The organism is Terriglobales bacterium (genome assembly GCA_035487355.1).
In the GTDB taxonomy this organism is placed as follows: domain Bacteria; phylum Acidobacteriota; class Terriglobia; order Terriglobales; family Acidobacteriaceae; genus QIAW01.
Map to the genome: position 1 here is coordinate 96,525 of DATHMF010000043.1, position 26,331 is coordinate 122,855.

Here is a 26,331-nt window from a genome sequence, read left to right on the forward strand (position 1 = left end):
GATCTCGTAAATTTCGCTGCAGATGCACTCTGGTACGGGATGAAACCCTGATAAGATTTGTGCTTCAGCAATCTTTCATTTATCAAGGAGCCCCCACCTTGCGCAAGTTATCAGCAGTAAGTTTGTTTCTCGTTTGCCTGGTCTTTCTGTTGAGTGCAGATTCTCGTCCGCAGGCGCCCGCTGAAGCTGGTCAGGCTGCTTCACCACAGCCGGCGCAAACCGGGAATCAAACGGCTCCCTCGCCATCCCAAGGGCCAGCACCTGCCTCGCCGGAATCTTCTAAGAAGGCCCCACCCGCGGCGGTGCAAACCATGCAGCCCGGGACCGCCTACGAATCTGCAACGGTTCTCAGAGTAACCACACGCCTGGTCGTGCTCGATGTCGTGGCGACAGATTCGCACGGCCACGCTGTCCTCGGTCTCGAACCCACTGACTTCACCGTGCTGGAAGACGGCAAGCCGCAGAATGTCCGGGCCTTTGGATTTCAACATCCTGTTGCGGCTGATCCCAAGTCAGCAACGCCGGCTCTGCCCGCGAATGTTTTTACGAATATTCCACGCTTTCAACTCTCCAGCTCACTGAATGTAATCCTGCTGGATGCGCTGAACACTCCGCTTACCAATCAGTCCTATGTACGGCAGAAGATGCTGCACTACATCGAAACCATGCCCACGGATTCACCCACGGCGGTTTATACCCTGGGACAGAAACTGCGCATGGTGCAAGACTTCACCACCGACCCTAATATCCTTAAAGAGGTGGTCAAGAAGACAGGCAGCCAGCCTTCGGCGCTGTTAGATAACCCTGCGGATGGAAGCGAAACGGTGCTCTATCCTCCAGGTTACTTCGATAACCTCCCGGAGCAGGCGCAGGCAGCGATCCAGAGCTTCGAGGCAGAGCGAACCAGCTTCCAAACCGACCTACGCGTCCGCTATACCCTGGAGGCGTTGCAATCCATCGCCCACTCGCTCGCCGGATATCCGGGAAGAAAAAACCTTATATGGATCTCGGAGGCATTCCCGCTTTCCATCAATCCTGACTCCACTGTTTCTTCCAATCCAGAATTTGGGGCTATGCGGAGTTATGGAGACGACCTCGCTAAAACTGCTGAGATGCTGACCGACGCCCAAATAGCAATCTACCCGGTTGATGCGCGCGGACTCGTGGGTTTTACCACCTTCTCCGCGGCCAGCGGCGGCACCGACCGGTTTGGCCGCAACATTCAGCTAGGAAATGCGCTCTCCCAGGAATCTACCGGCCTTTTCGCGGCACACGGAGCTATGGATCTGCTGGCGGAACGCACCGGAGGCAAAGCCTACTACAACCGCAACGACCTTGACGGAGCAATTCGCGATGGTCTCAGTGACGGCTCGACCTACTACATGCTGGGATATTATCCCGACAACAAGGAGTGGAACGGAAAGTTTCGCAAAGTGCAGGTCAAGATGGGCCACTCGGGTGTCAAGCTGCGCTATCGTTTGGGATATTACGCCACGGATCCGAAAGCTTACGTCAATGAAAATCCGGCGCAGCGTGCTCGTGAACTTGGCAATGCCCTGAGCCTGGACCATCCCGTTTCGACAGCTCTGTTCTTCGATGCCCGGGTAACGCCACCCTCGGAGCAGACTCAAAACAAGGTCAGCATTTTCTACGCTATTGATGTACATGCTCTCATGGTCGAACATAGCGATGACGGCTCAGAGCATGCCGATGTGGAATGCGTCGTACAGGCTTACAACGAAAAAGGTAAACCCGTGAATGCCAATGGCAACGTGATGAAGGCCACTATGAACTCCGAAAATTTCAAGAAGACCATGCAAACCGGGTTTCCCTGCAGGACCGAAATTGCATTGCCGGAAGGAAGCTACCTGCTTCGGCTCGGGGTCCGCGACAGCCGCAGTGGGTTGATCGGCACGGCGAATGCGAAAGTCAATGTGCCCAAGCTCGCGGAAACTAAAAAGGCGCAATAATGTGATAATTCCGAGCATGAGGGGTTCCGCAGCCTTGTTTTGGCTGCAGAGCCTCAGATACAGGGTGAGCGAAAAGTGAGCGCCGTGCTGCGCGAACTTTTCGCGAGGGCGTAGCAGCCTGGGTTTGGCTGCGGAGCCCTTAGATAGTTAGATAAGAGGATGATCCACAATGGCTGCCATGCAATGGCGTAAATCACCCCAGCACCTGATTGAAACGTTCGAGGCAGTTGTGCCCTCGGCTCCCACCGTGCTCCGCAAGATGTTCGGATATCCTGCAGCCTTCGTGAATGGAAATATGTTCATGGGGCTTTTTCAGGAAGATATGTTTCTGCGCCTCTCCGATGCCGATCGCTCCGAACTGCTGCTGGTCAAAGATGCCAGGATCTTCGAGCCTATGCCGGGGCGTCCCATGGGTGAATATGTTGCCGTCCCTCCCGTGCTGCTTGCCAGCCAGGAAAAGCTTCGGCCCTGGGTGGCAAAAGCATTGCAGTATGGCGTGGCGTTAAAACCAAAGGCGGGCAAACCAAAGCCAGGAAAACCCACGCCCAAAAAAACGGCACGGCCTGCAGCCAGAAAGAAAAAACGCTAACAAGGGACGCCGCGTTGTGTCTCAATTTGGTTCTTTTAACTTTGTATCTTTTAGTTTTGTATCTTTCATCAAGGAGCTTTGATCGCTTGCGCAAATTATCGGCAATTCGTCTGACGTTCCTAAGCTTGATTTTCGCGTTGTGCGCCAGCTCTTACCAGCAAGCACAAGACCAGCCAAATTCTTCCGCAGCGGCTCAGTCTTCATCGGCCAACTCGCCGCAGTCTTCATCTTCGCAGTCTTCATCTTCAAAGCCGCAGCCTGGGACTGTGCAGTCAGGAGAGCCCGCAACCGGTCTGGAGTCGGCAACGGTCCTGAAGGTGACTACCCGCCTTGTCGTGCTCGAGGTCGTGGCAACGGACGCGCACGGACATGCGGTCCTCGATCTTGTGCCCAAAGACTTCACCGTGCTGGAAGAGGGCAAAGAGCAAAAGGTCAGCGCATTCGGTTTTCAGCATCCGGTGCCAACTGATCCTAAGTTCAAACTTCCGGCACTGCCGCCGCATGTGTTCACCAACATCCCGCAATTTCCACCGGCGAGTTCCCTCAACGTAATTGTGCTGGACGCGCTGAATACCACACTGCCCAACCAGGCCTACGTGCGGGACAAGATGCTGCACTATCTGCAAACCATGCCCGCCAATCAACCTATGGCTGTCTACACATTGGGACAGAAACTCCGGATGGTGCAGGACTTCACAACCGACCCCAGTATCCTTAAAGACGCCGTCAACAAAGTGGGCTTGCGCTCTTCCCCAGTGCTCGACAACCCAGGAGGTGGGCCGGAAGCGAAGATCTTTCCTCCTGGCTACCTTGAGACGCAACAGGGGATAACGCCGGATATGATACAGGCCGTGCAGGACTTTGAAGCAGAGCGGACCAGCTTCCAGACCGACTTGCGGGTTCACTACACCCTGGATGCGTTGCTGGCAATTGCCCACTCGCTGGCCGGATATCAATGCAGAAAGAACCTCATCTGGGTCACAGAAGCGTTCCCACTCTCCATAACTCCCAGGAGCAACATCTCATCACCCAACATGACATTTGCGGGCACACGGAGTTATGAAAATGAGATTACAAAAACTGCGCAGGTACTTACCGACTCGCAAATCGCTATCTATCCGGTGGATGCGCGCGGCCTTATGGGCTCCGATTATTTCAATGCTGCTAATGACGGTACCGACAAGTTTGGCAGGTCACTTTCAACCGGGCCACGCATGCAGAATGCATTGTCAGACGCTTCAATGCAACTTGTTGAGGCGCACAGCGCCATGGATTCGCTTGCTGAAGAGACCGGCGGCAAAGCCTACTACAATCGCAATGACATTGATGGAGCAATTCGCGACAGCTTGAACGATGGTTCAACCTATTACACGCTGGGATATTACCCCGAGAACAAAGACTGGAATGGAAAGTTCCGTAAGTTAAAGGTCAAGGTTGACCGTGAAGGAATCAGGCTGCGGTACCGTCCGGGATATTATGCGGCCGATCCAAAAGAGAATGCCAATCAGGCTTCTAAACTGCGTGAGCTCGAGCTTAATGATGCGCTGAACCTCGATCATCCAAATTCGACGGGTTTGTTCTTCCGGGCCGATGTGTGGGCGTCTTCAGAAAAAACTTCAAGCCAGGTCATCTTTAATTACGGAATTGATCCGCACGCCGTTGTGTTTGAACGCGGAAACGATGGATTGGAACATGCCAGCGTGGATTGCCTGGTGCAGGCATACAGCGAAAAGGGCAAGCTGGTGAACTCCGCCAGTAATACCGTGCAGTCCTCTTTGAAGCCCGAGACGTATAAGAACGTCCTGCAATCGGCCTTCCCTTGCAAAAATCAAATCGAACTACCCGCTGGAAGTTACCTGCTGCGGCTTGCCGTCCGCGACAATCGCAGCGGGCTGATTGGCACCACAACGGGCAAGATCGCCTTGCCGTTCGCCCCTCCGCAACTAATTCGACGCCAGTAGCTTGATGCTATGTCTTTAAGTCAGACCATTCGCGGGGTTACTTACAACTTCGACGGCCTCAAAGATGTGCTGGCGAAGGCCTCACCTGCGCGCTCCGGAGACGAACTGGCAGGCATCTGTGCTGCGAGCGCCGAGGAGCGGGTGGCTGCCCGGTTTGTGCTCGCAGATCTGCCGCTCAACCGCTTTCTCAACGAAGCCATCATCCCTTACGAATCCGACGAGGTCACGCGGCTGATCGTGGATACGCATGACGCCAGCGCCTTCGCCGCGATTGCGTCGTTGACGGTAGGCGAGTTTCGCGACTGGTTGCTGAGTGATGAAGCTACCGGCGAGGTGCTGGCTGCACTCGCTCCCGGAGTGACCCCGGAAATGGCGGCAGCGGTATCCAAACTGATGCTGGCGCAGGACCTGGTTGCCGTGGCTCGCAAGATTCGCGTGGTCACGCGCTTCCGCACGACCGTCGGTCTTGCCGGAAGACTTTCAACCCGCTTGCAACCGAACCATCCTACAGATGACCCTGTGGGAATTGCCGCTTCCATGGTTGATGGACTCATGCTCGGCTCTGGTGATGCCGTCATCGGAATTAATCCTGTCAGCGACAATGTGACCACGGTCGTAACCTTGCTGCGGTTGATCGATCACGCCCGGGAAAAATATGCGATCCCCACACAGAGTTGTGTGCTCGCCCACATCACAACCCAGATGGAAGCGTTGCGCCAGGGCGCACCGGTTGATCTGGTCTTTCAATCCATCGGCGGAACCGAAGCGACCAACACCTCGTTCGGCATCAATCTTGCTTTGCTCGATGAAGCTCATCAGGCAGCCCGCGAATTGCATCGCGGCACAATCGGCGACAACGTTATGTATTTCGAAACCGGCCAGGGCAGCGCCCTCTCTGCTGGAGCGCATCACGGCTGCGACCAGCAGACGCTGGAAGCGCGCGCCTATGCAGTTGCTCGCCGCTATCGGCCGATGCTGGTCAATACCGTAGTCGGCTTCATCGGGCCGGAGTATCTCTACGACGGTAAGCAGATCATACGCGCCGGACTTGAAGACCACTTCTGTGGCAAATTGCTGGGGTTGCCGATGGGCTGCGACGTTTGCTACACCAACCACGCCGAAGCCGATCAGGATGATATGGATACGCTGCTCACGCTATTGGGTGTAGCTGGAGTGAATTACATTATGGGTGTGCCTGGGGCCGACGACATCATGCTCAACTACCAGAGCACATCTTTCCACGATGCGCTCTATCTGCGCTCCGTCTTAGGACTGCGACCTGCGCCCGAATTTGAAGCATGGCTGGCGAGCGGGGAATCACAGCACCTCACGGTACAAGCGCTGCTCCCGGCCGGCGCTACGCAAGCCGTGCCATGACTATAGAGAAGACGAATGCGCGCGTCAGCAATCTCCGGCATTACACCCCGGCCCGTGTCGCATTGGACCGCGCAGGATCATCCGTCACCACCCGCGAGATACTCGACTTCCAACTCGCCCACGCCCAGGCCCGCGATGCGGTCAATGCCGCGCTCGATGTCGGTTCACTCCTCGACGGATTGCGCCAGCGCAACCTGCCATGTTGCGCACTTAAGAGTGCAGCGCCTGATCGTGCAACTTATTTGCGTTATCCGAATCTTGGCCGCACGTTGAGTGCGGAATCGGCTGCGGAACTCAACGCTGCTGCCTGCGATGTTGTCTTCGTGATTGCAGATGGTCTCTCCGCGCTGGCCGTTAACCGGCACGCGCTGTCTCTGCTCGATGCGTTGCTGCCATTGCTTGACCGTAGCGAGTGGTCCATTGCTCCCGTATGCGTGGTCGAGCAAGGACGCGTAGCCATTGGCGATGCCATTGGCGCGGCATTGCAGGCAAAAACTTCCGTGGTGCTCATCGGCGAGCGTCCGGGGTTGAGCTCACCCGACAGTTTGGGCGTGTACATCACCTGGTCGCCGCGCGCGGGACGCAGCGATGCCGAGCGCAACTGCATCTCAAATATCCGCCCCGAGGGGTTGGGCTATGCAGCAGCGGCCAATGTGCTGGCATTTTATCTGCGCGAATCGCGTCAACAGAAACTCACTGGTGTCAAACTTAAACAAAACGCTATTTCGCTGAGCGAAACTGCCTGTGGAAAACTTTCCCCCCGTCAAACTTGAATCAAACCAGATTATGCCCTAGCATATAGGGCGTTTGTCAGAGAGGACGAGTTGTGACTTTATCATTTGGTACACAAAAGTCGGGTGAAGATGGAATCGTAATCCTGGCTTGCCAGGGTCAAATTGTTGCCGGCCGCGAAGGTTCTGAGCTTCGGGAAAAAGTCCAGCAGCTCCTGAAGTACACGCCCAATGTTGTTTTGGATTTGGGGGAAATCAGTTATATAGACAGCAGCGGACTCGGCGTTCTGGTCAGCCTGTATTCCACGGCACGCGCCGCCGGCGGGAAGATAAAGTTTGAAAATCTGGTGACGCCGGTCACTTATATTCGTCCTACTTCGCTGGCTTCATAAACAATATCGAAATTCTGTGACCACCTTGCAGGCGGCCCAGATCCAAGAGCAATCAGTTACTCACTGCCAGGGATCGGGATTCTCTTCTTCCCTGCCAGCTCATCGGCCGTTTGCTGGATGTTGCGCTGTATGAAGTGAGCATAGAAGCCCCAGTTGCCATATTTCTCTTTTAATTCAGCAGTCACGGCATCGGCCAACTCTTGTCCTGACTTCCCTGCAGACTGGGCTTTCGCTATATCCTGTCGCAGAGTCATCAGGTAGTCGCGAAAGTCACGGACATCGGCAGCCGTGGCAAGGTCGCCGTGCCCGGATACAAAAGTCGCAGAAGGATGCTCTGCCAGCAGCTTATCGAGGCTCTGGATCCACGGTTGGGTGGAAGCGTCAATCAGGTTGGGCAGGTGATGTTGCCAGACCAGGTCGCCCGCAATGACCAGGTTGGCGTCGGGCACAATCACAACGGAATCACCTCCGGTGTGCCCAGGCATATAGCGCACTTGAACCAACCGGGAACCAAGATAGAGATCAACAGCCTCCGAATAGACAATGTCAGGCAGTACCAATGCTTCAACGCGGGCCTTGTCTTCAGGCTTGGGATTCGCTCCAAAAAACTTCAGGTTCTCAGTGCGTAGCCACCCACGCACGTTGCGGTGCGCCAGGATGGTTGCGCCTGCCTCGGCAAACACCGCATTCCCGCCGGTATGGTCGAGATGGTAATGGGTGTTGACCACGTACCGGATGGGCAGATTGGTAATTTTGCGAATCTCTGCCAGCAATTCCCTGGCTGGTTCAGCAGCTATGAACGTATCCACTACAGCCACTCCGTTGCCGCCGACAACAAAGCTCGCATTGCTGCCGGCTTTGCTGCCGTCGCCACTGATAGCAGCGTAAACTCCATCGCCAATCTTTTTGATGGTGAAGTTGGGTGTGTCTGCGCAAAAAGCAGACAGCGGAAATAAAACCGCGAGCGCGACAATGAGCGTCGTCTTTAGTTTCATGAGGCCGAATACTAGCACGGAAAACGGCCTGCGCTCGGAGCGCTGTTTACTCTTTCGTAATTTTCTCGTCCTGCATTTTGACTTCGGCTTGAGGGACCCCCACTCCCCTTGCACGCTTGGGGTGCAAGCTGTAAGTCCTTTAAATACGTTTGAGAAAAACCAGAGAACTGTGCCTGCTTTATATAGAAACTGGTAAACATTCGGGCGAGGTGAGAGCCCCTCTTGGAGTTGGGTACGGTGGATTCTCCAGCCCCCAATGTCAGCAAGTAAATTTTTCAAAGAACCGAAAAGGCAATGCCTCACATCCCCTGGAGGATGCCTAGATACACTTCCAGCGACGATGATAATACGGGCTTCCTCGAAAGTTAATATTTTGATACCACAATGGCACTACGTGATGGCGAGACGCCGGCGCTACAGCACAGCCGGAATCTGCCGAGCCTCTTGCTATTTTTCGAGTGACACCTGTGTATCTGCCGTGGCTGGAGTCAAAGTTGCGATTCTCCAGTGACCATCGAGTTTGTGGCACATGGCCAGGCCACGTATATGCAGTGGGTCCGGAGAAGCAGTGAGATTGAAATCGTACTCAAACCATATGGCTTCACCGATGACGTGAAAACTGCTGGCATGCATTTCGAGGTGGGTCCCGGACTTATCACCAAAATAGTGCTCATGAAAGTAGGCCAGCACCTGCTTGCGACCGTAGCTCTCTGGATTCGGTTGAAACCGCGTGATCTGCGAGTCAAGACATTCTGCGACCGTCTTTTCATCCGCAGCATTAAAGGCGGCGATGCAATGCTGCAGGTCGCGGTTCATTCCGGTGATGAGGCTGTCATCCCGTCTCTCGTCAAGGGTCGTGAAGTGGGCAATCCGGCGCTTGAAATCAATGGTGGCCCCCATTTTTTCCAACAGGTCAGCGCCCAGAATTCCGTCAATACGTCTGCCGCAATTCTTGCCGAGGGCTGAGAGGTCAACCGCAAGCATCTTGAGTCCAACCAACTTGTAACTGCCGATTCTCGTCTCCGGAAGACTGACTTCGCGCGCGCGGGTGTTGACAGTCCCGCTGTAGGAGGCAATCTCAACCTCTCTGGATTCGCCCAGAACGAAGGACTCGAGGTTGAGTAAAGAGCTGGCAGCGGTATCCACCAGGAACAACATCGGCTTTTTCCCAGCAACCTCAACTTGAATCGCAGGCAGGCGGCCGCAATATTCGAGCGGGATCTCCTGGGCAGGCAAGCGACCGCTGGTGAGCATGGAAACCAGAACCAGGAAGCTTAGCCAGATGCATGGGGGTGCAGGCTTCATCCGTGCCGTCCTTAATCCCAAGCACTCTATCATAAAAACGAACGTTCGTTCTTTTTTATTTTCTCTGGTATACTCGCACGAGAATGGCCAGGCAACAAACTGCCCCGACGCGACGCCAGCCCCGTGGCGAGCGCACCAAATCGGCGATCCTACGCTGTGCGGTTGACCTGGCATCGGTCGAAGGCCTGGAAGGGCTCAGCATCGGCCGGCTCGCTGAGAAGCTCAACATGAGCAAAAGCGGGCTCTTCGCCCACTTCGGCTCCAAGCAGGAGTTGCAGCTTGAGACCATCGAAGCGGCGCGGCAGATTTTTATCGAAGAGATCATACGCCCGGCTCTTGCTCAACCAGAAGGGATGCTGCAGCTCTGGGCATTGTGTGATGGCTGGCTGTCGCACGTGGAGCGTGAGGTGTTCGCTGGTGGCTGTTTTTTTACGGCGGCGGCCTTCGAATTCGACAGCCGTAAGGGCCCCATACGCAACCGCATTGCGGAGATCATGAAGATCTGGATCGCTAAACTACAGGTTGCCGTTGAAGTGGCGCAGAAGGCAGGCCAGCTTGATCCCAAGGTGGATGCCGCTCAACTGGCGTTCGAGATGAACTCGCTCGCCATGGGAGCCCATTGGGCAAATCAGCTTCTCGACAAGAAGAATGCATTCACCGAGACCCGCACCACAATCCTGCGAAAACTGCGCAGCCTGGCAACCAAAAAGTGCCCGCCTCTGCCCAGGCTGACCACCCGATAGCAAATAGTTCTTAGCAGAGGAAAGATGCCAGCATTCCAAACGCAGATTCCCTCCGCGCGCGCTTATTCGTTTTCCCTGACTCGCGTGGCGGTGACTTCGATTTGAAAAGTATGGTTGCTGCTGGGATCATCGGAGCTGATGATGATGGTCGGTTTGCCCAATTCCACCGTAGCTCTTGCTTCGGTTTTGACCTGTTGAATAGTAGGCTGCCCCTGAATATACGGCGCAGCATTATCACTGCCTGCTTTTTCACGCGGAGTGACATTGGAGATCTCCACACTAATGCTCAGTCCAACCGTATGTTCACTTTCTGATCCAACCGTGCAGTCGATATTTTGCCCGACATCTAAATACTGAAACTCTGCCCCCTTTTCTGCCCCCTTTTCAGGACTTGCGCTGCCACTCTGAACCGGCACTCTCGACCCTGCACGAAGCCTGCCGGTCACGTGGGGTTCCACTCGGAGGCTATAGAGCCTGGAGTTCAGTTTCTTTTCGCCCTCCAGTTCACTGATTTTGAATTCCACGCGATACTCTCCGAGTTTCTTCCTGGCCTTATCAAAATCGTCAATCAATTTTTCGCTCAGCGCTATCTGGTCGGGCGTTCCCCGCACAACAATGGTATTGTGGGAGAAAAGCGGCTGCACACGATCAACCTGTAAAATCGCGCGCATGGTGTTCACAATATCCTGAAGGTCAGTAGGTTGCGTGAGGTTGGGAAGATAAAAGGTCTTGATGACCTGTTGCTCCAAGTCACGCCGCTTGCTGAGACTATCGGCGGCGACAAAAATACTGCTGGAGGTCACGGGCCGCCAAAAAGTCTTGGCCTCAAAGGCCACGATCTTGAGCGCATCCAGCAGCGAAACATCGTTCAGATCCACGCTGATGGGGCGTGGCGTGTAATCCGGATCGAAGAGCACGCTGATACCCGCCTGTTTGCCGATGGCCTCATAGACGGCGCGGCTGTCTGCTGCAAGTTTGAGAGTGATAGGCACGGAGATACGCCGCAATTCCACCGGCGGCGTCATTTCGCTCTGTTGGGGATAAATTGAGCTCGGGCCCCTTTCCGTTGTGCTCTTTTCGGTCGCGCTCTTTTCTGCAGAGTCCTGCGCCCAGGCCAGCGGCATTGCCGTCGACAGAATCCCGACAAGAAGCGCAAGTGTGTAGCAGATTTTCCTGGTCATAAGTTTCCTTTCTAATCCATTTTCTTAAATGGAGCGAGTTCCTTGATTTCGATGGCCTCAATGCTCAAAGCTGGAAGATTGCTTTCGGGCGCAGACTGTTGCTCAGCGACTACGGACTCCTGCTCTTGCCGGGATGTTTCGCTCGGGTCAATTGGCGGGGGCCCTTCCTGCTCAGAGGTTGATTCGTCTGCGAGCAAATCCCCTGGCTTCACTTCGGCTATCTGCAAGTTCACTTCGCTGCCGACTCGGTTCTCTTGCATGGTTGGCATTGTACGACGCTCCTGAACGTGCTGCACGCTGGCTTGCTGCGGATGATTCGTAACAGTGTTTGCCTGGCCGGTGAGTTCAACTTCCGATGGTGGCGTCTTCGTGGCTAGATTCTTTGGAGCCTCCGGCTTGGGACTCCGCACATTCACCATCGCCACCGCAAACAGCACCGCTGCGGCCGCTGCCGCAAACCCATAAATCCAGCGGCGCTGGCGCCGTGCAGCGTGGGCTTGCAAGTTCGCAACAATCCGCGTCTCCAGCCCCGCGCGCGGTTCGGCGGCGCTGTAATGCGCGAGTGCCTCATCTAACCAGCGGTCGTCCAATAAATGCTCGGCAGCGTCTTTCGGTTCTTCAGGATTCATACTTCTGCTCCAGCTTTAAATCTTTTCGTCCCGTCTTTGTTCCGTTCTGTGATGGCCTGCAATTTTTCCCGCAGCATCTGGCGCGCCCGTAACATCCGCACCCTCACGGTCGACTCTGGGATGTCCAGCACCTCTCCGATCTCCACCGAGGTCATTTCTTCTACAGTGGAAAGCGTCAAGGTTTCCTGTAATTCTCTTGGCAGTGTCGCAATCATGCGCTCCAGCAGCACGACCTGCTGTCGGCGAATTACGCTCTCCTCGGCTCCGGTACCGTTAGCCGGCAGCTCCGGCAAATCTTCGTCAGTGCCTATCAGCGGATGTTTCCTCCGCCGGTCAATCGCCACCCGCCATGCGATGCGCGCCAGCCAAGCACGTTGATTCAGGACCCCAGCGAGCTCTTTGGCGTGCTTCCAGACGCGAATGAACGTCTCTTGTGCCACATCTTCTGCGTCTTGCGGGTGGCGCAACACTGCATACGCCACCTGGTAGACAAAGCGCGCATGCTGTCGCACCACTGCCTCCACTTGCTCGGCCATGGACTGCGCCGCAATCGTTCGGCTCAAGATCGCTTGCTCCGGGAGATACATTGTGTTCTCTATTCTTGTAAGACTCTAACTACAGGCAAAGCGTTCATTTATTTTGACAAGGAATTTTAACCGCGGAGGCGCGGAGACGCGGAGAAGAATTGAGTCATTGGGTCATTTAAATCATTAAGTAATGGATTCGGCGTGTAAAAGGGCTGGCTGTAATTGTCGAATTATTGGTTTTTCAATGACCCAATGACCTGATGACTCAATGACTCAATTCTCCGTGCCTCCGCGGTTAAGATTCATACCGGCATAGGCCATGCGCAACAATGTCCGCTGGGAAAAGGGTACCCATACCAGTGCTGCGGTCGAGGCCAGAACCAGGCCTATGCCCATCCTCTGCCACAATAGAAAAGGAGAAAGGGCCCACAGCTCATCAAGCACAAAGAGGAAGGGAAACAGGCGCGAGAACTGGCGCTCGATGCCGCGAAAATCGAAGGCCACAGCCGAGAACCAATAGAGCCGGAGCGCAATCCCGAGCGAAGCCGTCACGATCACAACCAGGGCTGCGCTTTCGCCTCCCCGGCGAAAAAGCGCGTTCACGATATCGTCAATCAGGTGCACACCCGCGAGCGCGGGAATGTAAAAACACAGATACATCACCTGGATAAGCAGAAATAAAAAGCGCGGCACATTGCGGTGCGGCCGGGGAAGATCATGGATAGCATCCTGGCCTGAGACGCTAGCGGCTTCCGTATTGGCGCCGATTGCATTGACGGAAGTCGTGAGTTGAGCATCTTCACTTTTTTCCGTTGAGATTTTTTGCGGTGAAACTGGTTGCGCAGATTGCAACAATCCGTTATTAGAAACTTGCTCCGCCGTCGTAGTGCGGTCCTCCACTGTCACCGGAGCGATAAAACGATATCCCCGCCGCGGCAGTGTCTCGATAAAACGTGGTGCGCTGGAAGAATCTCCCAGAGTTTCACGCAATTTGTTGATCGCTGTGTTCAGGCTGTGATCGAAATCGACGAAGGTATCTGCCGGCCATAGTTTTTGCCGCAACTCCTCGCGTGTCACCAACTCTCCCGGCTTCTCCAGCAACAGGGCCAGGACCTGGAAGGGCTGCTCCTGCAGGCGCATCCTGTTCCCGTGCTTGCGTAACTCACCGGTGCGCAGGTTCGCTTCATATACAGCGAAGCGCACAATGGCAGGCTTGGAAATCTGGGGTCCAGCTTGTTCTTCCGGCTGCGGCATACCATTGGAATTTAACCACAAAGGACACAAAGGTTCACAAAGGTTGTTTCCTTGGAGCTGAGAGCTTGCCGCTTGGGGCTGTTCTTCAGCACTCCCTCAGTAAACGCAACATCTTGTGGTCAGGAAAGATTCAAGCACGATTACTCGCGCTTTTTTCTGAACGATTGCACCCATTGTTGAGCAATTGCTTATGTCTCAACCCATAACCCATAAAAAAGCTATTGACTTGCAACCATTTAGGCGTAGGATGTGGTCCAAAGTGGTAGAAAGTGGATAGCTATCTTGTTCTCTGATGTTGACGTGGTCGTAAGTGGAAAAGCTGTTAAAAATGTGCAAAACACCAACAGCCGACGCCAAAACACCAGTAAAAAACCAAGTAGCCGTTTCTTTCGCCATTGAAATTCTAGTTCCAGCCGCCATTGTAGCGGTTTTTAAAGGTTTAAAGGCACCCGGGAATCGGGGAAAGCAACATGTTTCGCGGCAACCATCCAGCGCGGGTAGACGAAAAGGGACGGCTCAAGGTCCCAGCGGAATTCAAGCGTCTGATCGACGAGAAGTACGGGATGGAGTTCTACATCACCAGCCGCGATGGCAAGGTTGCAGAGATTTATCCAGTGGAAGAGTGGCGCCGTATCGAGGAGAAGCTGGCCAAGCTGTCCAACTTCAATCCTTCGAAAAAGAGATTTCTGAACAAAGTGAACTATTACGGCCAAGTGGTGGAAATGGATGCGCAAGGGCGGGTGCTGATCCCGCAGATTCTGCGCGAATCCGCCGCAGTTAAGGGCGACGTGGCCGTGTACGGAAATTTGACGTACCTGGAAGTTCGCAGCATGGAAGTCTCGAAGCAACTGGCAGAGGAACAGTTCACGGCAGAGGATGAAAAGACACTCGACGAGCTGGGCATCTAGTGACAGACGAAGAAGAATCGGGTTCGGAAACAGTCCCTCAGGGGATAGAACACGGCCGCAGCGAGTTTGGCCATGTTTCAGTTCTTTTAAAAGAAGCGATCGATTTTCTTGCAATCCGGCGCGGCGGCACCTATGTGGACGCCACCCTGGGAGCGGGCGGCCATGGCTACGAAATCGCAAGGCGCCTCGGCCCCGAGGGTCATTTGATTGGCCTCGATAAAGATACGCGCGCGCTGCACATAGCACGCCAGCGGCTTACCAGCCCGCCGGCTGAGCTCAAGCAAGATTGGCCCCGCATCACTCTGCTGCATTCCAGCTTTGCTGAGGTGGGCAGGCATCTTCCCCCGGACTCGGTGGATGGCCTGCTGGCTGATCTTGGGTTGAGTTCCCTGCAGCTCGCCGATAGCGCGCGCGGATTCAGTTTTCAGGCGGAAGGGCCGCTCGACATGCGTATGGACCCGCATGGTGAGCGCACCGCCGATCAAGTGGTAAACCACATGCGCGAAGAAGACCTCGCGAATGTGATTTACGAATTCGGTGAGGAAAGGAGGTCGCGGAGAATCGCCAGAGCCATTGTCCGGGCGCGGCCGATAACAACTACCGCTCATCTTGTAAAAGTTCTATCGGCTGCGCTCCGGCCAATGAAAAGCGAGCGCATTCATCCCGCGACACGGACCTTCCAGGCAATCCGAATCTTCGTAAACCGCGAACTCGAGGACCTGCAGGCGCTGATGCAATCAACGCCTGCGCTCCTCCGCAAGGGAGGCCGGCTGGTCATCATCAGCTTCCACTCCCTGGAAGACAGGATCGTGAAAGATGCGGTCCGAGAAGGCGCAAGTCAGGGCCTTTACCGCGTTCTAACTAAGAAGCCGGTTACAGCGCAGCCGGAGGAGATCGAACGCAACCCGCGCAGTCGCAGCGCTAAGCTGCGGGCCGCGGAAAGGATTTAGGTAAAACGATTTTTCGGGACGGCATCGCCTATCTGAAATTCAGGGCGAAAAAAATGTAGTTCCTCAGAAAGATTCCAACCTCTTCGATGCCGTCCCGAAGAGATTTCTGAGGTGAACGTACGAAGGTGTTGGGTAGAGACGTAGCTTGCTACGTCTCAGCAGTGAACAGTAGATGGAGTGCTTTTATGTACACAGGCAAAATGATTGATGAACTCGTTCAGTGCGTGCAGCGTGCCGAGCAACATGTAGAGCTTGAGTGCCAGATTGCCTTAAAGAAGGCGGTGCTCAACTCCGCGGGCTATGCCACGTATATCTACGAATCGGCAAAATCCGAACAAACGGCGGTGGCGTAATGGCGGCGCGAGCAATGACATTCCCAATGCGGCGGCAGGCCCTGACCGGCATGTGGATTCCGGCGCCAGGAGTCACGCGGCGCAGCTCATATTGGAGCGGCACGCCTGAGTTCTACTTTGCCAAGGAGATTGATAACTCACGCCTGGTGAAAGTTGCCGACCGCAAACGCAATCGCGAAATGGTCATGCTGGTGGCGGCCATGAGCATCTTTTTCCTCCTGGTGATGACTTATGCCTGGCAGCACTTCAGCTCCGTCGAATACGGCTACAAGATTGAAGCGCTGAAAACCCAGCGCGACAACACGAATGAATTGAACCGGGCGCTGCGGCTGGAGCAAGCCTCCCTGCGCGATCCCGAGCGCATTGATGTGCTGGCGCGGCGCATGGGATTGGGCTCTCCCCAGGCCGGCCAGGTCATGCGGCTCGATCCGGCGGCGAGCGATGGTGGCGCCTCCACGATGGCCCAGGCTTCTCAGATTGCCGTGGTGACGTTGAGTCAATAATTTTAGGACTACGGTCCTTAAGGTCTTCCAGCCAGGGGCTTCAACCAAAGCAAGCGGCTGGTCGTAATAGAGTTGGCGAACGCGCAAACTGCGTGTTCGCCAGTTCGTGTCTTTGGAAGAAGGGCTCTCGCGGCAAAACAAGCCGCTGCGCCCTCGCGAAAAACTCGCGCAATACGGCGCTCGCTTTTCGCTCACCCGGCTCTAAGGGCTCTCGCGGCAAAATAAGCCGCTGCGCCCTCGCGAAAAATTTGCGTAGAGACGTAGCTTGCTACGTCTCCACTGTCTGCGCTACCAAGGAGCCGGCGGCAGGGAGGAGACAGCAACCTCTGAAATTATGCAGGCAGAGCCGGGGACGGCTGTGCCACACGAGATTCAGCGATTGAAAACTTGAATGGCAGTAAAAAGTAATCCTCTCAACCCGCGGCAACGCCTTCTGATCTTCGCGGGGACTCTTGTTTTATGGCTGTTTGTCATCTGCGGCCGCCTGGTCTACCTGCAAATTTTTTCCTACGGAGATTTCGTCCAGCGCGCCGCCCACCAGCAGCAGCGCACCATTGACGTAGCGCCCAGCCGCGGCATTATCTACGACCGCAACGGTCACGAGCTGGCCATGTCGGTCGAGGTGGATTCCATCTACGCCGTGCCCAGCGACATTCCCGATCAGGCGACGACGGCTTCCCTTCTGGGCCGCATCCTGCAGGAAGACCCGCATGAACTGCTGGCGCGCATGAAGTCTTCGCACAGCTTTGCCTGGATCGCGCGCAAAGTGGACGCCTCCACCAGCGACCGCATTCGCGCCTTGAACCTGAAGGGCATTAATTTCCAGAAAGAATCCAAGCGTTACTATCCCAAGCGCGAGTTGGCGGCGCAGACTCTGGGCTACGTTGGCCTGGATGATGAAGGCCTGGGCGGCCTCGAGCGCAGCTTCGATTCGCGCCTGCGGGGCAAGCCGGGCAAGATGCTCATCTCCATGGACGCGCGCCGTAAATGGTTTGGCCGGGTCGAGCGCCAGCCCGAGAGCGGCGAGAACCTGGTGCTGACCATTGACGAAAAAATCCAGTATCTGGCTGAGCGTCAGCTCGAAGCCGCAATGAAGCAGACCCACGCGGTTGCAGGCACGGTGATTGTGCAGAATCCGCGCACCGGTGAGGTTCTGGCGCTGGCCAACTATCCCACGTTTAATGCGAATGCCTTCAATAAGAGTGATGCCCAGGCGCTCAAGAACCGCGCCGCCAGCGACGTGTACGAACCCGGCTCCACGTTCAAGGTTGTGACCCTGGCCGCTGCGCTGGAAGAAAATCTCACCACCCCCGAAGAGGTCTTCGACTGCGAGAACGGCTCCATCATGATCAACAATCTTCGCATTCACGACCACAGGCCCTTCGGGTCGCTTACCGTATCGCAGATCCTTGCGCAATCCAGCGATGTGGGCGCCATCAAAGTTGCCTTACGCCTGGGCGACGAGCGTTTTGATAATTACATCCGCGCCTTCGGCTTCGGACATCAAACCGGTATTGAACTGCCTGGTGAGACCCGTGGCCTGACTAAGCCCGTGAATCGCTGGTCCAAGGTTTCGATTGGGGCGATCTCAATGGGACAGGAGATCGGCGTCTCTGCCCTGCAATTAGTCTCCATGATCTCCACTATTGCCAATGATGGTGTTTATACTGCGCCCCGGCTGGTGGCTGGCGCTCTCGATCCCGGCGGAAGCCACGGAGGCGGAGTGCAGAAGGTGGTGTTTCATCCCGTCGAACAGCGTCGTGTCATCTCTACCCTGACCGCCGCCGAGATGAAGAAGATGCTGGAAGGTGTAGTGCTCTTCGGCACCGGCAAACGCGCCATTCTGAACGGCTACACTTCGGCTGGCAAGACCGGGACAGCACAAAAAATAGATCCGCGCAGCGGCACCTATTCGCATACCAACTACATTGCGTCGTTTGCCGGTTTTGCTCCGGTGAACAATCCCGCAATTTCCGTTGAAGTTATCCTGGATTCTCCCCAGGGCGACCACGAAGGCGGTGATGTTGCCGCTCCGGTTTTCGCGCGCATTGCGCAGCAAACCCTGGAATATCTGAACGTACCCCACGATACCGAAATTAACGACCACCGCCGGCAACTGCTTCGTGCTTCCATCAAGCCCGATGACACCAATGACAGCTCTCCCGACCGTCTGGGAGACACCTCGGCCGTTGCCGACAGCCAACCCGCCACAACAGATGAAGCTCCTGCCGTGGCCGACAATTCGCTTTCGGCAGCCAATACAACCAAGCCCTCTGCTGCTCACATCGTGCCTGCGAGCCTGAAGGCGAAAGGCAACAACTGCTGCCAGACTCCACAGGCGCCGAGTGTCGCGCAAAATACCAGACCGGCCGACCCGGCTGGCAAGAACCCGCTGCCGCCTATTCAACGCGGCACCATAGTAGTGGATGTTGGCGGAAGCACGGTTGCTCCTTCCCTGCTTGGCCTGCCGGTTCGCAATGCGCTCGAGACCGCACAGCAGGCCGGTGTTGAAATTGATATCGTCGGCAGCGGCGTAGCCCGTGAGCAATTCCCGCCGCCAGGAGCGCGTTTGGCACCGGGGGCGCACGTCTCGGTAAGGTTCGCGCGCTGAGCTTGGTATCAAACTGATATCAAACCCTTGGCTTTTTGAAGAATTGTAGCCATCATAGAGCGAGGGCGCCGCACCCTATGTTTTGGGACGAAGCCCTTAGAAACGGGTGGGCTTTGGTGAGCGCTGTCCCCCGCGAACCAAAAGCGAGTCGGGACGCAGCGATCCCGGCTTTGGCTTGATGGGGTTTAGGACGGCGCAGCACTCCGAGCGGAGTCGAGGGGTACGGAGCACTTAGACGGAAGACGAGACAGCGCTTCGGCAACTACTTCAATACCCGGTTATGTGCGCGGTATGTTATTTATTTTTAATGACTTGGGGCCGCATCGACTACTTAGAGTAGTGGGGGGTAGGGGTACTACTCCAAACCAGGTAGAACAAGGGCTGAGAGCACGGCAGGCTCGGTGAAAGGCCTGGGCTTGTGCATGTTAAATTGGGCCAAAGGCAATGAACTTCCATGATCTGCTCCAAGGCGTTGAAGTCCTCTCCCGCAGCGGGGAGTCTGCGCTTTTTGCTGCGGCCGTTACTGGTGTGCCGCACGATTCCCGTCGCGTCGAGCCGGGCAATGTATTTGTCGCCATGAAAGGCGAGGCTACCGATGGCAACCGCTACATTGACGCTGCCATCAAGGCAGGCGCGGTGGGGGTTGTCTCCGATTCGCCTTCTGAACCTGCACGCGCGGGTGTCGCATGGGTGAGTGTCCCGCATGGCCGCCGGGCATTGGCTACAATCAGCGCCAATTTCTACGGACATCCCACTGAGAAGCTCAAGATTACCGGCGTCACCGGCACCAATGGAAAGACCACGACGACGTTTCTGCTCTCGCAGGTTCTGCGCTTCCTTGGGTGCGGGGAAGTTGTGCTCATTGGAACCGTTGAGTATCACTTCGCGGGTGAGGTTATCCCGGCACCGCATACTACGCCGGAGTCGCTGGAGCTGAACCGCATCTTCGCCAAAGCCACCAGTCCCAGGCTGGGGAAATTGGCCGCCACTGAGGCTGTCATGGAGGTCAGCTCCCACGCCCTCGAGCAGGAGCGGGTCTACGGCATTCCCTTCGACGTCGCCCTGTTCACCAACCTCACGCGCGACCACCTCGACTATCACCACACCATGGAAGAATACTTCGAGGCCAAGAGAGCCCTCTTCGCTGGATGCGGCACGCCCCCTCCGCGCGTCGCGGTCATTAATACCGACGACGCCTATGGCCGGCAGCTTGCCGAATTTGCCCGCTCCCAGGGATCTGAAGTGTTGGCCTACGGTCTGGAAAGCGGAAAGTTTCGTGCGGAAGGCATCCTCATGTCACCGCAGGGCACAAATTTCAGGTTGCAAACGCCCCATGGCACGGTGGAAGTTCACTCCAAGCTTGTGGGCAAGGTGAACGTCTATAACATGCTTGCTGCAGCCGCAGCCGCCATCGCACGCGGCGGCGAACTGAAAGCCGTTGCCAAAGCGCTTTCGCAGTGCAAGAGCGCTCCCGGACGCTTTGAGCGCGTGGATTGCGGCCAGCCGTTTTCCGTAGTCGTGGATTATGCCCACACCGATGATGCTCTGCGCAACCTCACAGCATTGGCGCGCGACTTTATGGCCGCGCAGAAAAAGCCCGGACGCGTGATCACCCTCTTCGGCTGTGGCGGCGACCGCGATCGCACGAAGCGCCCTCTGATGGGGGCGGCCGCAGGTGAAGGCAGCAGCTTTGTGGTGCTGACCTCTGATAATCCGCGCAGCGAAGATCCGCTTGCCATCATTGACGACGCCCTGCCCGGCCTGAAGAAAACTGGAAAGCGTTATGTTGTCGAACCCGACCGCCAAAAGGCCATTGCCTTGGCCCTCTCTGAGGCGCAGCCCGGAGACATAGTGCTCATCGCCGGCAAGGGCCACGAAAAGACCCAGACGACGCGTGAAGGCGTTTTCCCGTTTGATGATGTGGAAGTAGCGCGCACGCTTCTGCAACAGACCAGGAAGCCGTCCAGCACCAGGAGCGCGCAATGAAGCTGCCCTTGGAGCGGGTTGCCGAGTTCACCTTCGCCAGCGGCGAATTCAATCTGCGCGCTGTGGCGCAGGGCTATTCCATAGACTCGCGCACCATCGCCCCAGGAGAGTTATTTTTCGCCGTCAAAGGCGAGCGCCTCGACGGACATGATTATGTAGAATCCGCGCTGCAAAAAGGCGCCGTGGGTGCCGTTGTGGCCCGCAGCCAGCTTACCCGCTTCCCGGTCATGAGCGGGCTGCTGGCCGTGGATGACACTTTGGTTGCTCTGCAATCCCTGGCGACTGCCGTACGCCGCATTTGGGGAAAGAAGCTGATTGCCGTCACCGGCTCGGCGGGAAAAACCACAACAAAAGAGCTGATCGCTCATCTTCTCGCCGCTAAATTCCGCGTTCTTAAATCCGAGGGCAATCTCAACAACCACTTCGGATTGCCTTTGCAACTGCTGCGCCTCGAGCCGGAGCACGACATCGCCGTCATGGAGATGGGTATGTCTCATGCCGGTGAGATCACGGCGCTGACCCGCATCGCTCACCCTGAAATCGGTGTGGTAACCAACGTTGCCCCGGTGCACTTGGGATTTTTCCGATCCATCGCCGATATCGCTCGCGCCAAATACGAGCTGATTTCTGGCCTACCTGCCGGCGGAACTGCTGTGCTCAACGCCGATGACGCTTATGTCTCGCAGTTTGGGCGCGACTTTCACGGAAACGTACTTATGTATGGCATTGAGCATCCTGCTGACGTGCGTGCGCAGAACATCAGCTCGCAGGGCATCGAAGGAGAAAGCTTTGATCTGTTGACCGATCGCGCCAGCACTCGCGCGCACCTGCCTTTGCTGGGGAAACATAACATCTATAACGCGCTGGCTGCGCTCGCCGTTGCTCTGCAGGAAGGCGTTCCCGTCCCGGACGCAGTAGCTGCGCTGGCCAAAACCGCTCCGCCTGACAAGCGCGGCCAGGTCATCCGCGCCAAGGGGATCACAATCATCAACGATTGTTACAATTCCAATCCAAAGGCGCTCGATGGAATGGTGGATGCACTGGCGCAGCTTCCAGCCAAACGGCGCATCGTGGTTGCCGGAGAAATGCTGGAACTTGGCGACGCCGGTGAAGAGTTGCACCGCGCCAGCGGCCAGCATATCGCTGGAAGTAAAATTGATGTCTTAATTGGTGTCCGTGGCTTGGCGCAGTATATGGTGGAAGAGGCCGGCAAGGCGGGAATCGAAGCGCATTTTGTGGCGGCACCTGAAGACGCCGGGCAATGGCTCAAGCGTCAGACCCGCAAAGGCGATGCGGTATTGCTCAAAGCCTCACGCGGCGTAAAACTTGAACGTGCTTTGGAAGTGTGGGGATTGAAGCACTCTAGTACACAGATCCTCAAGGGTAAGAAACGAGCTAAGCCCCGCAAGGGAAAACGCTGAATTTGTAATAACGAACGAAGGAACAAACGGAGGAAAATTTTTGCTCTACTGGCTGCTCTATCAAGTTCTTCAACCGCATTTTTCTCCGTTTCGTATTTTTCGCTATTTGACCTTCCGCACGGCCTTTGCCAGCCTTACCGCCTTGTTCATGGGACTGATTGTTGGCCCGGCGGTCATCCGTCAGTTGCGCGAGTTCCAAATTGGGCAATACATCCGCGAAGAGGGCCCCAAGGCGCACGCCAAGAAAGCTGGGACGCCCACCATGGGTGGCGTGCTGATCGTGATTGCGATTCTGATTCCTACACTTCTGTGGGCAGATCTTACGAACAAATTCGTCTGGCTGGCGGTCTGTTCCACCTTGGCCTTCGCTGCTATTGGATTTGCCGATGATTACATTAAGGTCATCCACCGCCGTAATCTGGGATTGACCGCACGCACCAAACTCGCACTGCAAATCCTGACCAGCCTCGTCGTGGGTGTGGCGCTGGTTGTGCTGCAAGCGCATGGAGGCTACTCCACCCACCTGATCGTGCCTTTCTTCAAGAACTTTCATCCCGATTTGGTCATTACATCCTGGCTGGGCAGGTTTTATTGGCCGCTGGCTTTTGTGCCTTTTGTCGCCTTTGTGGTCATGGTGCTGGTCAGCTCCAGCAATGCTGTCAACGTGACCGATGGCCTCGATGGCTTGGCCATCGGCTGCACCGTGATTGCCGCGGGCGCTCTCACGGTTTTGACCTATGTCAGCGGACATGCGGTTTTTGCCAGCTATCTGGAGCTGCAGCACCAACCGCAAGTAGCGGAGTTGAGCATCTTCTGCGGGGCCATGGTAGGCGCCAGCATCGGATTCCTCTGGTACAACGCCCACCCCGCAGAGGTCTTCATGGGCGACGTGGGCTCGCTTGCTCTGGGCGGCGCCATCGGCATCATTGCGGTAATTATCAAGCAGGAACTATTGCTGCCCTTCATTGGCGGCGTCTTTGTCATCGAAGCGCTTTCGGTGGTGTTGCAGGTGGGCTCCTACAAGCTGCGCAAAAAGAGGATCTTCAAAATGGCTCCGCTGCACCATCACTTTGAGCTGCTGGGCTGGTCGGAGTCGAAGATCATCACGCGCTTCTGGATCGCGTCGCTCATCTTCGCGCTCTTTGCGCTCACGACATTGAAGCTGCGCTGAGTTGGCTCTCGCTGGTTTCCGGAAGCTGGAAGTAACGATGTCCAGACGTAGAGACGTAGCTTCTACGTCTCTGTAGCGAGAAAAAATGTTTGTGTACTAGAGTCGTAGCAAGTTTTCTGCCGGTTCTCATGGCAGAATGACAAGAGAAGAATGGACCTTCAAGGCAAACGCGTACTGATTGTCGGGCTGGGCAAGTCGGGAGTCGCCGCCGCGCACTTTTTGCAGGAGCGTGGCGCGCGCGTCACCGTGTCTGACGCCAAACCCGAGTCCCAGCTTGGTAAGGAGATTCCCGAGCTGCTCGACCGTGGCATTGCGGTCGAGACCGGAGGCCACGGTGAGCGCACCTTCCGCGGACAGGACCTGATCGTGGTCAGCCCCGGCGTGCCCTATGATGTGGCCCCTCTGGTGCAGGCGCGCAACCAGGGCGTGCACGTGATTGGTGAAGTGGAGCTGGCCGCACGCTTCCTGCAGGGGCAGATTATCGCCATCACCGGATCCAACGGCAAAACCACCACAACGGCCATGACTGGCGAAATCCTCGAGCATGCCGGGCTGGAGGTCCAGGTAGGCGGGAATATTGGAACGCCGGTAATCTCCATGGTGGCGCAGTCTTCACCAAAAATTTATAACGTGCTTGAAGTCTCCAGCTTTCAACTGGAGACGATTGAGGGCTTCCATCCCCACATTGCAGTCATCCTCAACATCACGCCCGACCATCTGGATCGTCACCGCACCCTGGAAGGCTACACCGCCGCCAAGGCCAGGATATTCGAGAACCAGACGGAAAAAGATTTTGCTGTGCTTAATGCCGATGATGCTATCTGCTGCTCGCTCGGAATAAAAACCAAAGCCCAGGTAATTTGGTTCAGCCGCAAACCTGAGGCAAAAATTGAAAACGGAGCTTACGTGCGCGACGGCAAGATTTTCTGGCGGCGGGCCGGCAGTGAACAAGAGATCATGCCTGTCAGTGAGATTCCGCTGAAGGGCGCTCACAATTTGGAAAACGTCCTGGCTGCAGTTGCTGCCGCTCTACTGGCTGGATGCGCGCCGGGAAAAATCCGCGAAGCCGTGGCGCAATTCAAAGCTGTGGAGCACCGCCTGGAATTTGTAGCCACGATCAACGGGGTGGAATATTTCAACGACTCCAAGGCCACCAACGTTGATGCCACGATCAAGGCCCTGGAATCCTTCCCTGCCAACATCCACATCATTCTCGGCGGCAAAGACAAAGGCAGCGACTACACCGTGCTGAAAGATTTACTGCGCCAGCGTGCCAAGCGGGTTTATACCATCGGGGCTGCTGCGGAAAAGATCGAGTCACACATTTCAGGCTCAGCGCCCCTGGAGCGTGCCGGAACATTAGAGGCCGCCGTGCACCGCGCTGCCGAACTGGCCGAACCCGGAGACGTCGTAGTGCTGGCCCCGGCCTGCGCCAGCTTCGATCAGTTTGAAAACTACGAGCATCGTGGGCGCATATTCAAGCAGACCGTGCAGGCAATGGCAAAACGCACTGGAGCAGCATAATGGCGAAACGCATCAGTGTTGATAAAACGCTCTTCACCGTCACCGTGCTGCTGGTGTTTGTTGGCTTGGTCATGGTCTTCAGCGCTTCTGCAGTCATGGCGCAAGAGCGCTTTGGTTCGCCGTATACCTTCCTCATTAAGCAAATCATCTGGGCTGTAGCCGGCCTGCTGGCCATGGTCGGACTCATGAACTTCGACTATCGCCGCTTCAAGCATCCCGCAGTTGTATTTTCTTTGCTGGGTGTAACCACGTTATTGCTGCTGGCTGTCTTTTTTCTCGACCGCTCGCACAACACCCATCGCTGGATTCGCTTCGGCGGATTCTCCCTGCAACCCTCCGAGCTGGCCAAGCCGGCCATCATTTTGTTTCTCGCCTATTTCCTGGAAAACAAACTCAAGTCAATGGACGACTGGCGGCATACCCTGCTGCCGGCAGCGGTTCCCATTGCGCTCTTTGCCGGGTTGATTGTTCTTCAGCCCGACCTGGGCACCGCGATCGCCTGCGTGGCCATCGCCGCCACTATCCTTTATGTAGCCGGCATGCGCCTGCGCTACTTCGGATACGCGGTTGCAGCCTCGTTGCTCCCTCTGTATTTCCTGATCTTCCGCGTGCAATGGCGCTATGACCGCATCCTGGCATTTCTGAATCCCTATTCCGATCCGCAAGGACGCGGCTTTCACGTGATTCAATCGTTGATCGCGGTCGGTACCGGCGGCTTCACCGGAGTGGGCCTGATGGAAGGCAAGCAGAAACTCTTTTATCTGCCCGAGCCGCAGACCGATTTTATCTTTGCCGTCACCGCCGAAGAGCTCGGCCTTATCGGTTCGCTGATTGTTGTGACCCTGTTCGCTATTTTTCTCTTCCGGGGAATACGGATTGCCTTCAAGACCAACGATCACTTTGCGCGCTTTCTCGCCCTCGGCATCACCGCCATGGTAGTGATCCAGGCCCTGATGAATATCAGCGTGGTGCTCGCCCTCATGCCCACCAAGGGAATCCCGCTGCCGTTTATCTCCTACGGCGGGTCATCTATATTTATTACCCTGGCCAGCGTAGGCGTGCTGTTGAACATCACGCAGCAGACAGATTAGGACAATTTCGAGCGCGTTAGTTGTTGGAAGCACCTCAGTTTTTCCTGGATGTCATCCTAGCGAGGCGCTTGCGCCGAGTCGAAGGACCCCGAGGATGTTTCAATTGCCCATGCGACTGCAAGGCATTCTCTGAAGAGCGCTGGCTGTTTCGAAGATCTT

General features: G+C 56.0%; 23 protein-coding genes. 17 read left to right on the forward strand and 6 right to left on the reverse strand.

Annotated elements, in window-relative coordinates; translation table 11 throughout:
- The first annotated feature begins 98 nt into the window (after nt 1–98).
- The 6 genes from VK738_09905 (at nt 99) to VK738_09930 (ending at nt 7,020) form a co-directional block, all read left to right on the forward strand.
- Nucleotides 99–1,970 carry a VWA domain-containing protein gene (locus tag VK738_09905; GenBank protein ID HTD22956.1) on the forward strand — a complete coding sequence of 624 codons (1,872 nt, stop codon included), beginning with the start codon at nt 99–101 and terminating at the stop codon, nt 1,968–1,970.
- Nucleotides 1,971–2,139: 169 nt separating this feature from the next.
- Nucleotides 2,140–2,559: a TfoX/Sxy family protein gene (locus tag VK738_09910; GenBank protein ID HTD22957.1), complete on the forward strand. Its 420-nt coding sequence runs from the start codon at nt 2,140–2,142 to the stop codon at nt 2,557–2,559.
- A gap of 86 nt (nt 2,560–2,645) precedes the next feature.
- Entirely contained in the window at nt 2,646–4,520 is a 1,875-nt protein-coding gene (locus VK738_09915) for a VWA domain-containing protein (protein HTD22958.1), read from the forward strand.
- Between the two features lie 9 nt (nt 4,521–4,529).
- Entirely contained in the window at nt 4,530–5,897 is a 1,368-nt protein-coding gene (locus VK738_09920) for an ethanolamine ammonia-lyase subunit EutB (protein ID HTD22959.1), read from the forward strand.
- Nucleotides 5,894–6,670 (forward strand): ethanolamine ammonia-lyase subunit EutC, encoded by a 777-nt coding sequence (gene eutC / locus VK738_09925; protein HTD22960.1) that lies wholly within the window; start codon nt 5,894–5,896, stop codon nt 6,668–6,670. Before VK738_09920 ends, eutC begins: the two co-directional genes overlap by 4 nt.
- A gap of 53 nt (nt 6,671–6,723) precedes the next feature.
- The gene (locus VK738_09930; GenBank protein HTD22961.1) at nt 6,724–7,020 is read left to right on the forward strand and encodes an STAS domain-containing protein; all 297 of its coding nucleotides are present in this window, start codon (nt 6,724–6,726) and stop codon (nt 7,018–7,020) included.
- A 56-nt stretch (nt 7,021–7,076) separates the two neighbouring features.
- On the opposite strand, the gene VK738_09935 is transcribed toward VK738_09930, so the two are convergent.
- Nucleotides 7,077–8,015, reverse strand: coding sequence for an MBL fold metallo-hydrolase (locus VK738_09935; protein HTD22962.1), 939 nt, complete (start codon nt 8,013–8,015; stop codon nt 7,077–7,079).
- Nucleotides 8,016–8,462: 447 nt separating this feature from the next.
- Complete coding sequence (locus tag VK738_09940; GenBank protein ID HTD22963.1) at nt 8,463–9,320, reverse strand: nuclear transport factor 2 family protein; 858 nt, start codon at nt 9,318–9,320, stop codon at nt 8,463–8,465.
- A gap of 83 nt (nt 9,321–9,403) precedes the next feature.
- Here VK738_09940 and VK738_09945 point away from each other — a divergent pair, with 83 nt between their 5' ends.
- Entirely contained in the window at nt 9,404–10,063 is a 660-nt protein-coding gene (locus VK738_09945; GenBank protein ID HTD22964.1) for a TetR/AcrR family transcriptional regulator, read from the forward strand.
- 62 nt (nt 10,064–10,125) lie between these two features.
- Here the strand turns inward: VK738_09945 and VK738_09950 are convergent, their stop codons facing one another.
- The 4 genes from VK738_09950 to VK738_09965 all read right to left on the reverse strand — a co-directional run bounded on the left by VK738_09950 (nt 10,126) and on the right by VK738_09965 (nt 13,654).
- Nucleotides 10,126–11,244 carry a hypothetical protein gene (locus VK738_09950; GenBank protein ID HTD22965.1) on the reverse strand — a complete coding sequence of 373 codons (1,119 nt, stop codon included), beginning with the start codon at nt 11,242–11,244 and terminating at the stop codon, nt 10,126–10,128.
- An 11-nt stretch (nt 11,245–11,255) separates the two neighbouring features.
- Nucleotides 11,256–11,873 carry a hypothetical protein gene (locus VK738_09955; GenBank protein HTD22966.1) on the reverse strand — a complete coding sequence of 206 codons (618 nt, stop codon included), beginning with the start codon at nt 11,871–11,873 and terminating at the stop codon, nt 11,256–11,258.
- The gene (locus VK738_09960) at nt 11,870–12,436 is read right to left on the reverse strand and encodes a sigma-70 family RNA polymerase sigma factor (protein HTD22967.1); all 567 of its coding nucleotides are present in this window, start codon (nt 12,434–12,436) and stop codon (nt 11,870–11,872) included. Before VK738_09960 ends, VK738_09955 begins: the two co-directional genes overlap by 4 nt.
- Before the next feature lie 237 nt (nt 12,437–12,673).
- Complete coding sequence (locus tag VK738_09965; protein ID HTD22968.1) at nt 12,674–13,654, reverse strand: winged helix-turn-helix domain-containing protein; 981 nt, start codon at nt 13,652–13,654, stop codon at nt 12,674–12,676.
- A 470-nt stretch (nt 13,655–14,124) separates the two neighbouring features.
- Between VK738_09965 and VK738_09970 the strand changes: the two genes are divergently transcribed.
- The 10 genes from VK738_09970 (at nt 14,125) to ftsW (ending at nt 26,172) form a co-directional block, all read left to right on the forward strand.
- Nucleotides 14,125–14,562 (forward strand): hypothetical protein, encoded by a 438-nt coding sequence (locus VK738_09970; protein ID HTD22969.1) that lies wholly within the window; start codon nt 14,125–14,127, stop codon nt 14,560–14,562.
- Nucleotides 14,562–15,512 carry a 16S rRNA (cytosine(1402)-N(4))-methyltransferase RsmH gene (gene rsmH, locus VK738_09975; protein HTD22970.1) on the forward strand — a complete coding sequence of 317 codons (951 nt, stop codon included), beginning with the start codon at nt 14,562–14,564 and terminating at the stop codon, nt 15,510–15,512. The genes VK738_09970 and rsmH overlap by 1 nt, the downstream gene beginning before the upstream one ends.
- Before the next feature lie 185 nt (nt 15,513–15,697).
- A complete protein-coding gene (locus VK738_09980) occupies nt 15,698–15,865 on the forward strand; it encodes a hypothetical protein (GenBank protein HTD22971.1) in 168 nt (55 codons plus the stop codon).
- A gap of 14 nt (nt 15,866–15,879) precedes the next feature.
- The gene (locus tag VK738_09985) at nt 15,880–16,368 is read left to right on the forward strand and encodes a hypothetical protein (GenBank protein HTD22972.1); all 489 of its coding nucleotides are present in this window, start codon (nt 15,880–15,882) and stop codon (nt 16,366–16,368) included.
- Between the two features lie 391 nt (nt 16,369–16,759).
- Nucleotides 16,760–18,979, forward strand: a complete 2,220-nt coding sequence (locus VK738_09990; protein ID HTD22973.1) for a penicillin-binding protein — start codon at nt 16,760–16,762, stop codon at nt 18,977–18,979.
- A gap of 444 nt (nt 18,980–19,423) precedes the next feature.
- Nucleotides 19,424–20,965 (forward strand): UDP-N-acetylmuramoyl-L-alanyl-D-glutamate--2,6-diaminopimelate ligase, encoded by a 1,542-nt coding sequence (locus tag VK738_09995; GenBank protein ID HTD22974.1) that lies wholly within the window; start codon nt 19,424–19,426, stop codon nt 20,963–20,965.
- Nucleotides 20,962–22,386 (forward strand): UDP-N-acetylmuramoyl-tripeptide--D-alanyl-D-alanine ligase, encoded by a 1,425-nt coding sequence (gene murF / locus VK738_10000; protein ID HTD22975.1) that lies wholly within the window; start codon nt 20,962–20,964, stop codon nt 22,384–22,386. Before VK738_09995 ends, murF begins: the two co-directional genes overlap by 4 nt.
- A gap of 40 nt (nt 22,387–22,426) precedes the next feature.
- Entirely contained in the window at nt 22,427–23,557 is a 1,131-nt protein-coding gene (gene mraY / locus VK738_10005; GenBank protein ID HTD22976.1) for a phospho-N-acetylmuramoyl-pentapeptide-transferase, read from the forward strand.
- A gap of 150 nt (nt 23,558–23,707) precedes the next feature.
- Nucleotides 23,708–25,081, forward strand: coding sequence for a UDP-N-acetylmuramoyl-L-alanine--D-glutamate ligase (gene murD / locus VK738_10010; GenBank protein HTD22977.1), 1,374 nt, complete (start codon nt 23,708–23,710; stop codon nt 25,079–25,081).
- Nucleotides 25,081–26,172, forward strand: a complete 1,092-nt coding sequence (ftsW, locus tag VK738_10015; protein HTD22978.1) for a putative lipid II flippase FtsW — start codon at nt 25,081–25,083, stop codon at nt 26,170–26,172. The genes murD and ftsW overlap by 1 nt, the downstream gene beginning before the upstream one ends.
- The last annotated feature ends 159 nt before the right edge of the window (nt 26,173–26,331 follow it).

Coding starts and splice junctions, on each gene's coding strand:
- VK738_09945 (HTD22964.1), top strand. CDS start 9,404: ATGGCCAGGCAACAAACTGCCCCGACGCGACGCCAGCCCCGTGGCGAG.
- murD (HTD22977.1), top strand. CDS start 23,708: ATGGACCTTCAAGGCAAACGCGTACTGATTGTCGGGCTGGGCAAGTCG.
- VK738_09920 (HTD22959.1), top strand. CDS start 4,530: ATGTCTTTAAGTCAGACCATTCGCGGGGTTACTTACAACTTCGACGGC.
- murF (HTD22975.1), top strand. CDS start 20,962: ATGAAGCTGCCCTTGGAGCGGGTTGCCGAGTTCACCTTCGCCAGCGGC.
- VK738_09955 (HTD22966.1), bottom strand. CDS start 11,873: ATGAATCCTGAAGAACCGAAAGACGCTGCCGAGCATTTATTGGACGAC.
- VK738_09970 (HTD22969.1), top strand. CDS start 14,125: ATGTTTCGCGGCAACCATCCAGCGCGGGTAGACGAAAAGGGACGGCTC.
- VK738_09935 (HTD22962.1), bottom strand. CDS start 8,015: ATGAAACTAAAGACGACGCTCATTGTCGCGCTCGCGGTTTTATTTCCG.
- VK738_09995 (HTD22974.1), top strand. CDS start 19,424: ATGAACTTCCATGATCTGCTCCAAGGCGTTGAAGTCCTCTCCCGCAGC.
- ftsW (HTD22978.1), top strand. CDS start 25,081: ATGGCGAAACGCATCAGTGTTGATAAAACGCTCTTCACCGTCACCGTG.
- VK738_09990 (HTD22973.1), top strand. CDS start 16,760: ATGGCAGTAAAAAGTAATCCTCTCAACCCGCGGCAACGCCTTCTGATC.
- VK738_09965 (HTD22968.1), bottom strand. CDS start 13,654: ATGCCGCAGCCGGAAGAACAAGCTGGACCCCAGATTTCCAAGCCTGCC.
- VK738_09910 (HTD22957.1), top strand. CDS start 2,140: ATGGCTGCCATGCAATGGCGTAAATCACCCCAGCACCTGATTGAAACG.
- VK738_09950 (HTD22965.1), bottom strand. CDS start 11,244: ATGACCAGGAAAATCTGCTACACACTTGCGCTTCTTGTCGGGATTCTG.
- VK738_09980 (HTD22971.1), top strand. CDS start 15,698: ATGTACACAGGCAAAATGATTGATGAACTCGTTCAGTGCGTGCAGCGT.
- VK738_09940 (HTD22963.1), bottom strand. CDS start 9,320: ATGAAGCCTGCACCCCCATGCATCTGGCTAAGCTTCCTGGTTCTGGTT.
- VK738_09985 (HTD22972.1), top strand. CDS start 15,880: ATGACATTCCCAATGCGGCGGCAGGCCCTGACCGGCATGTGGATTCCG.
- eutC (HTD22960.1), top strand. CDS start 5,894: ATGACTATAGAGAAGACGAATGCGCGCGTCAGCAATCTCCGGCATTAC.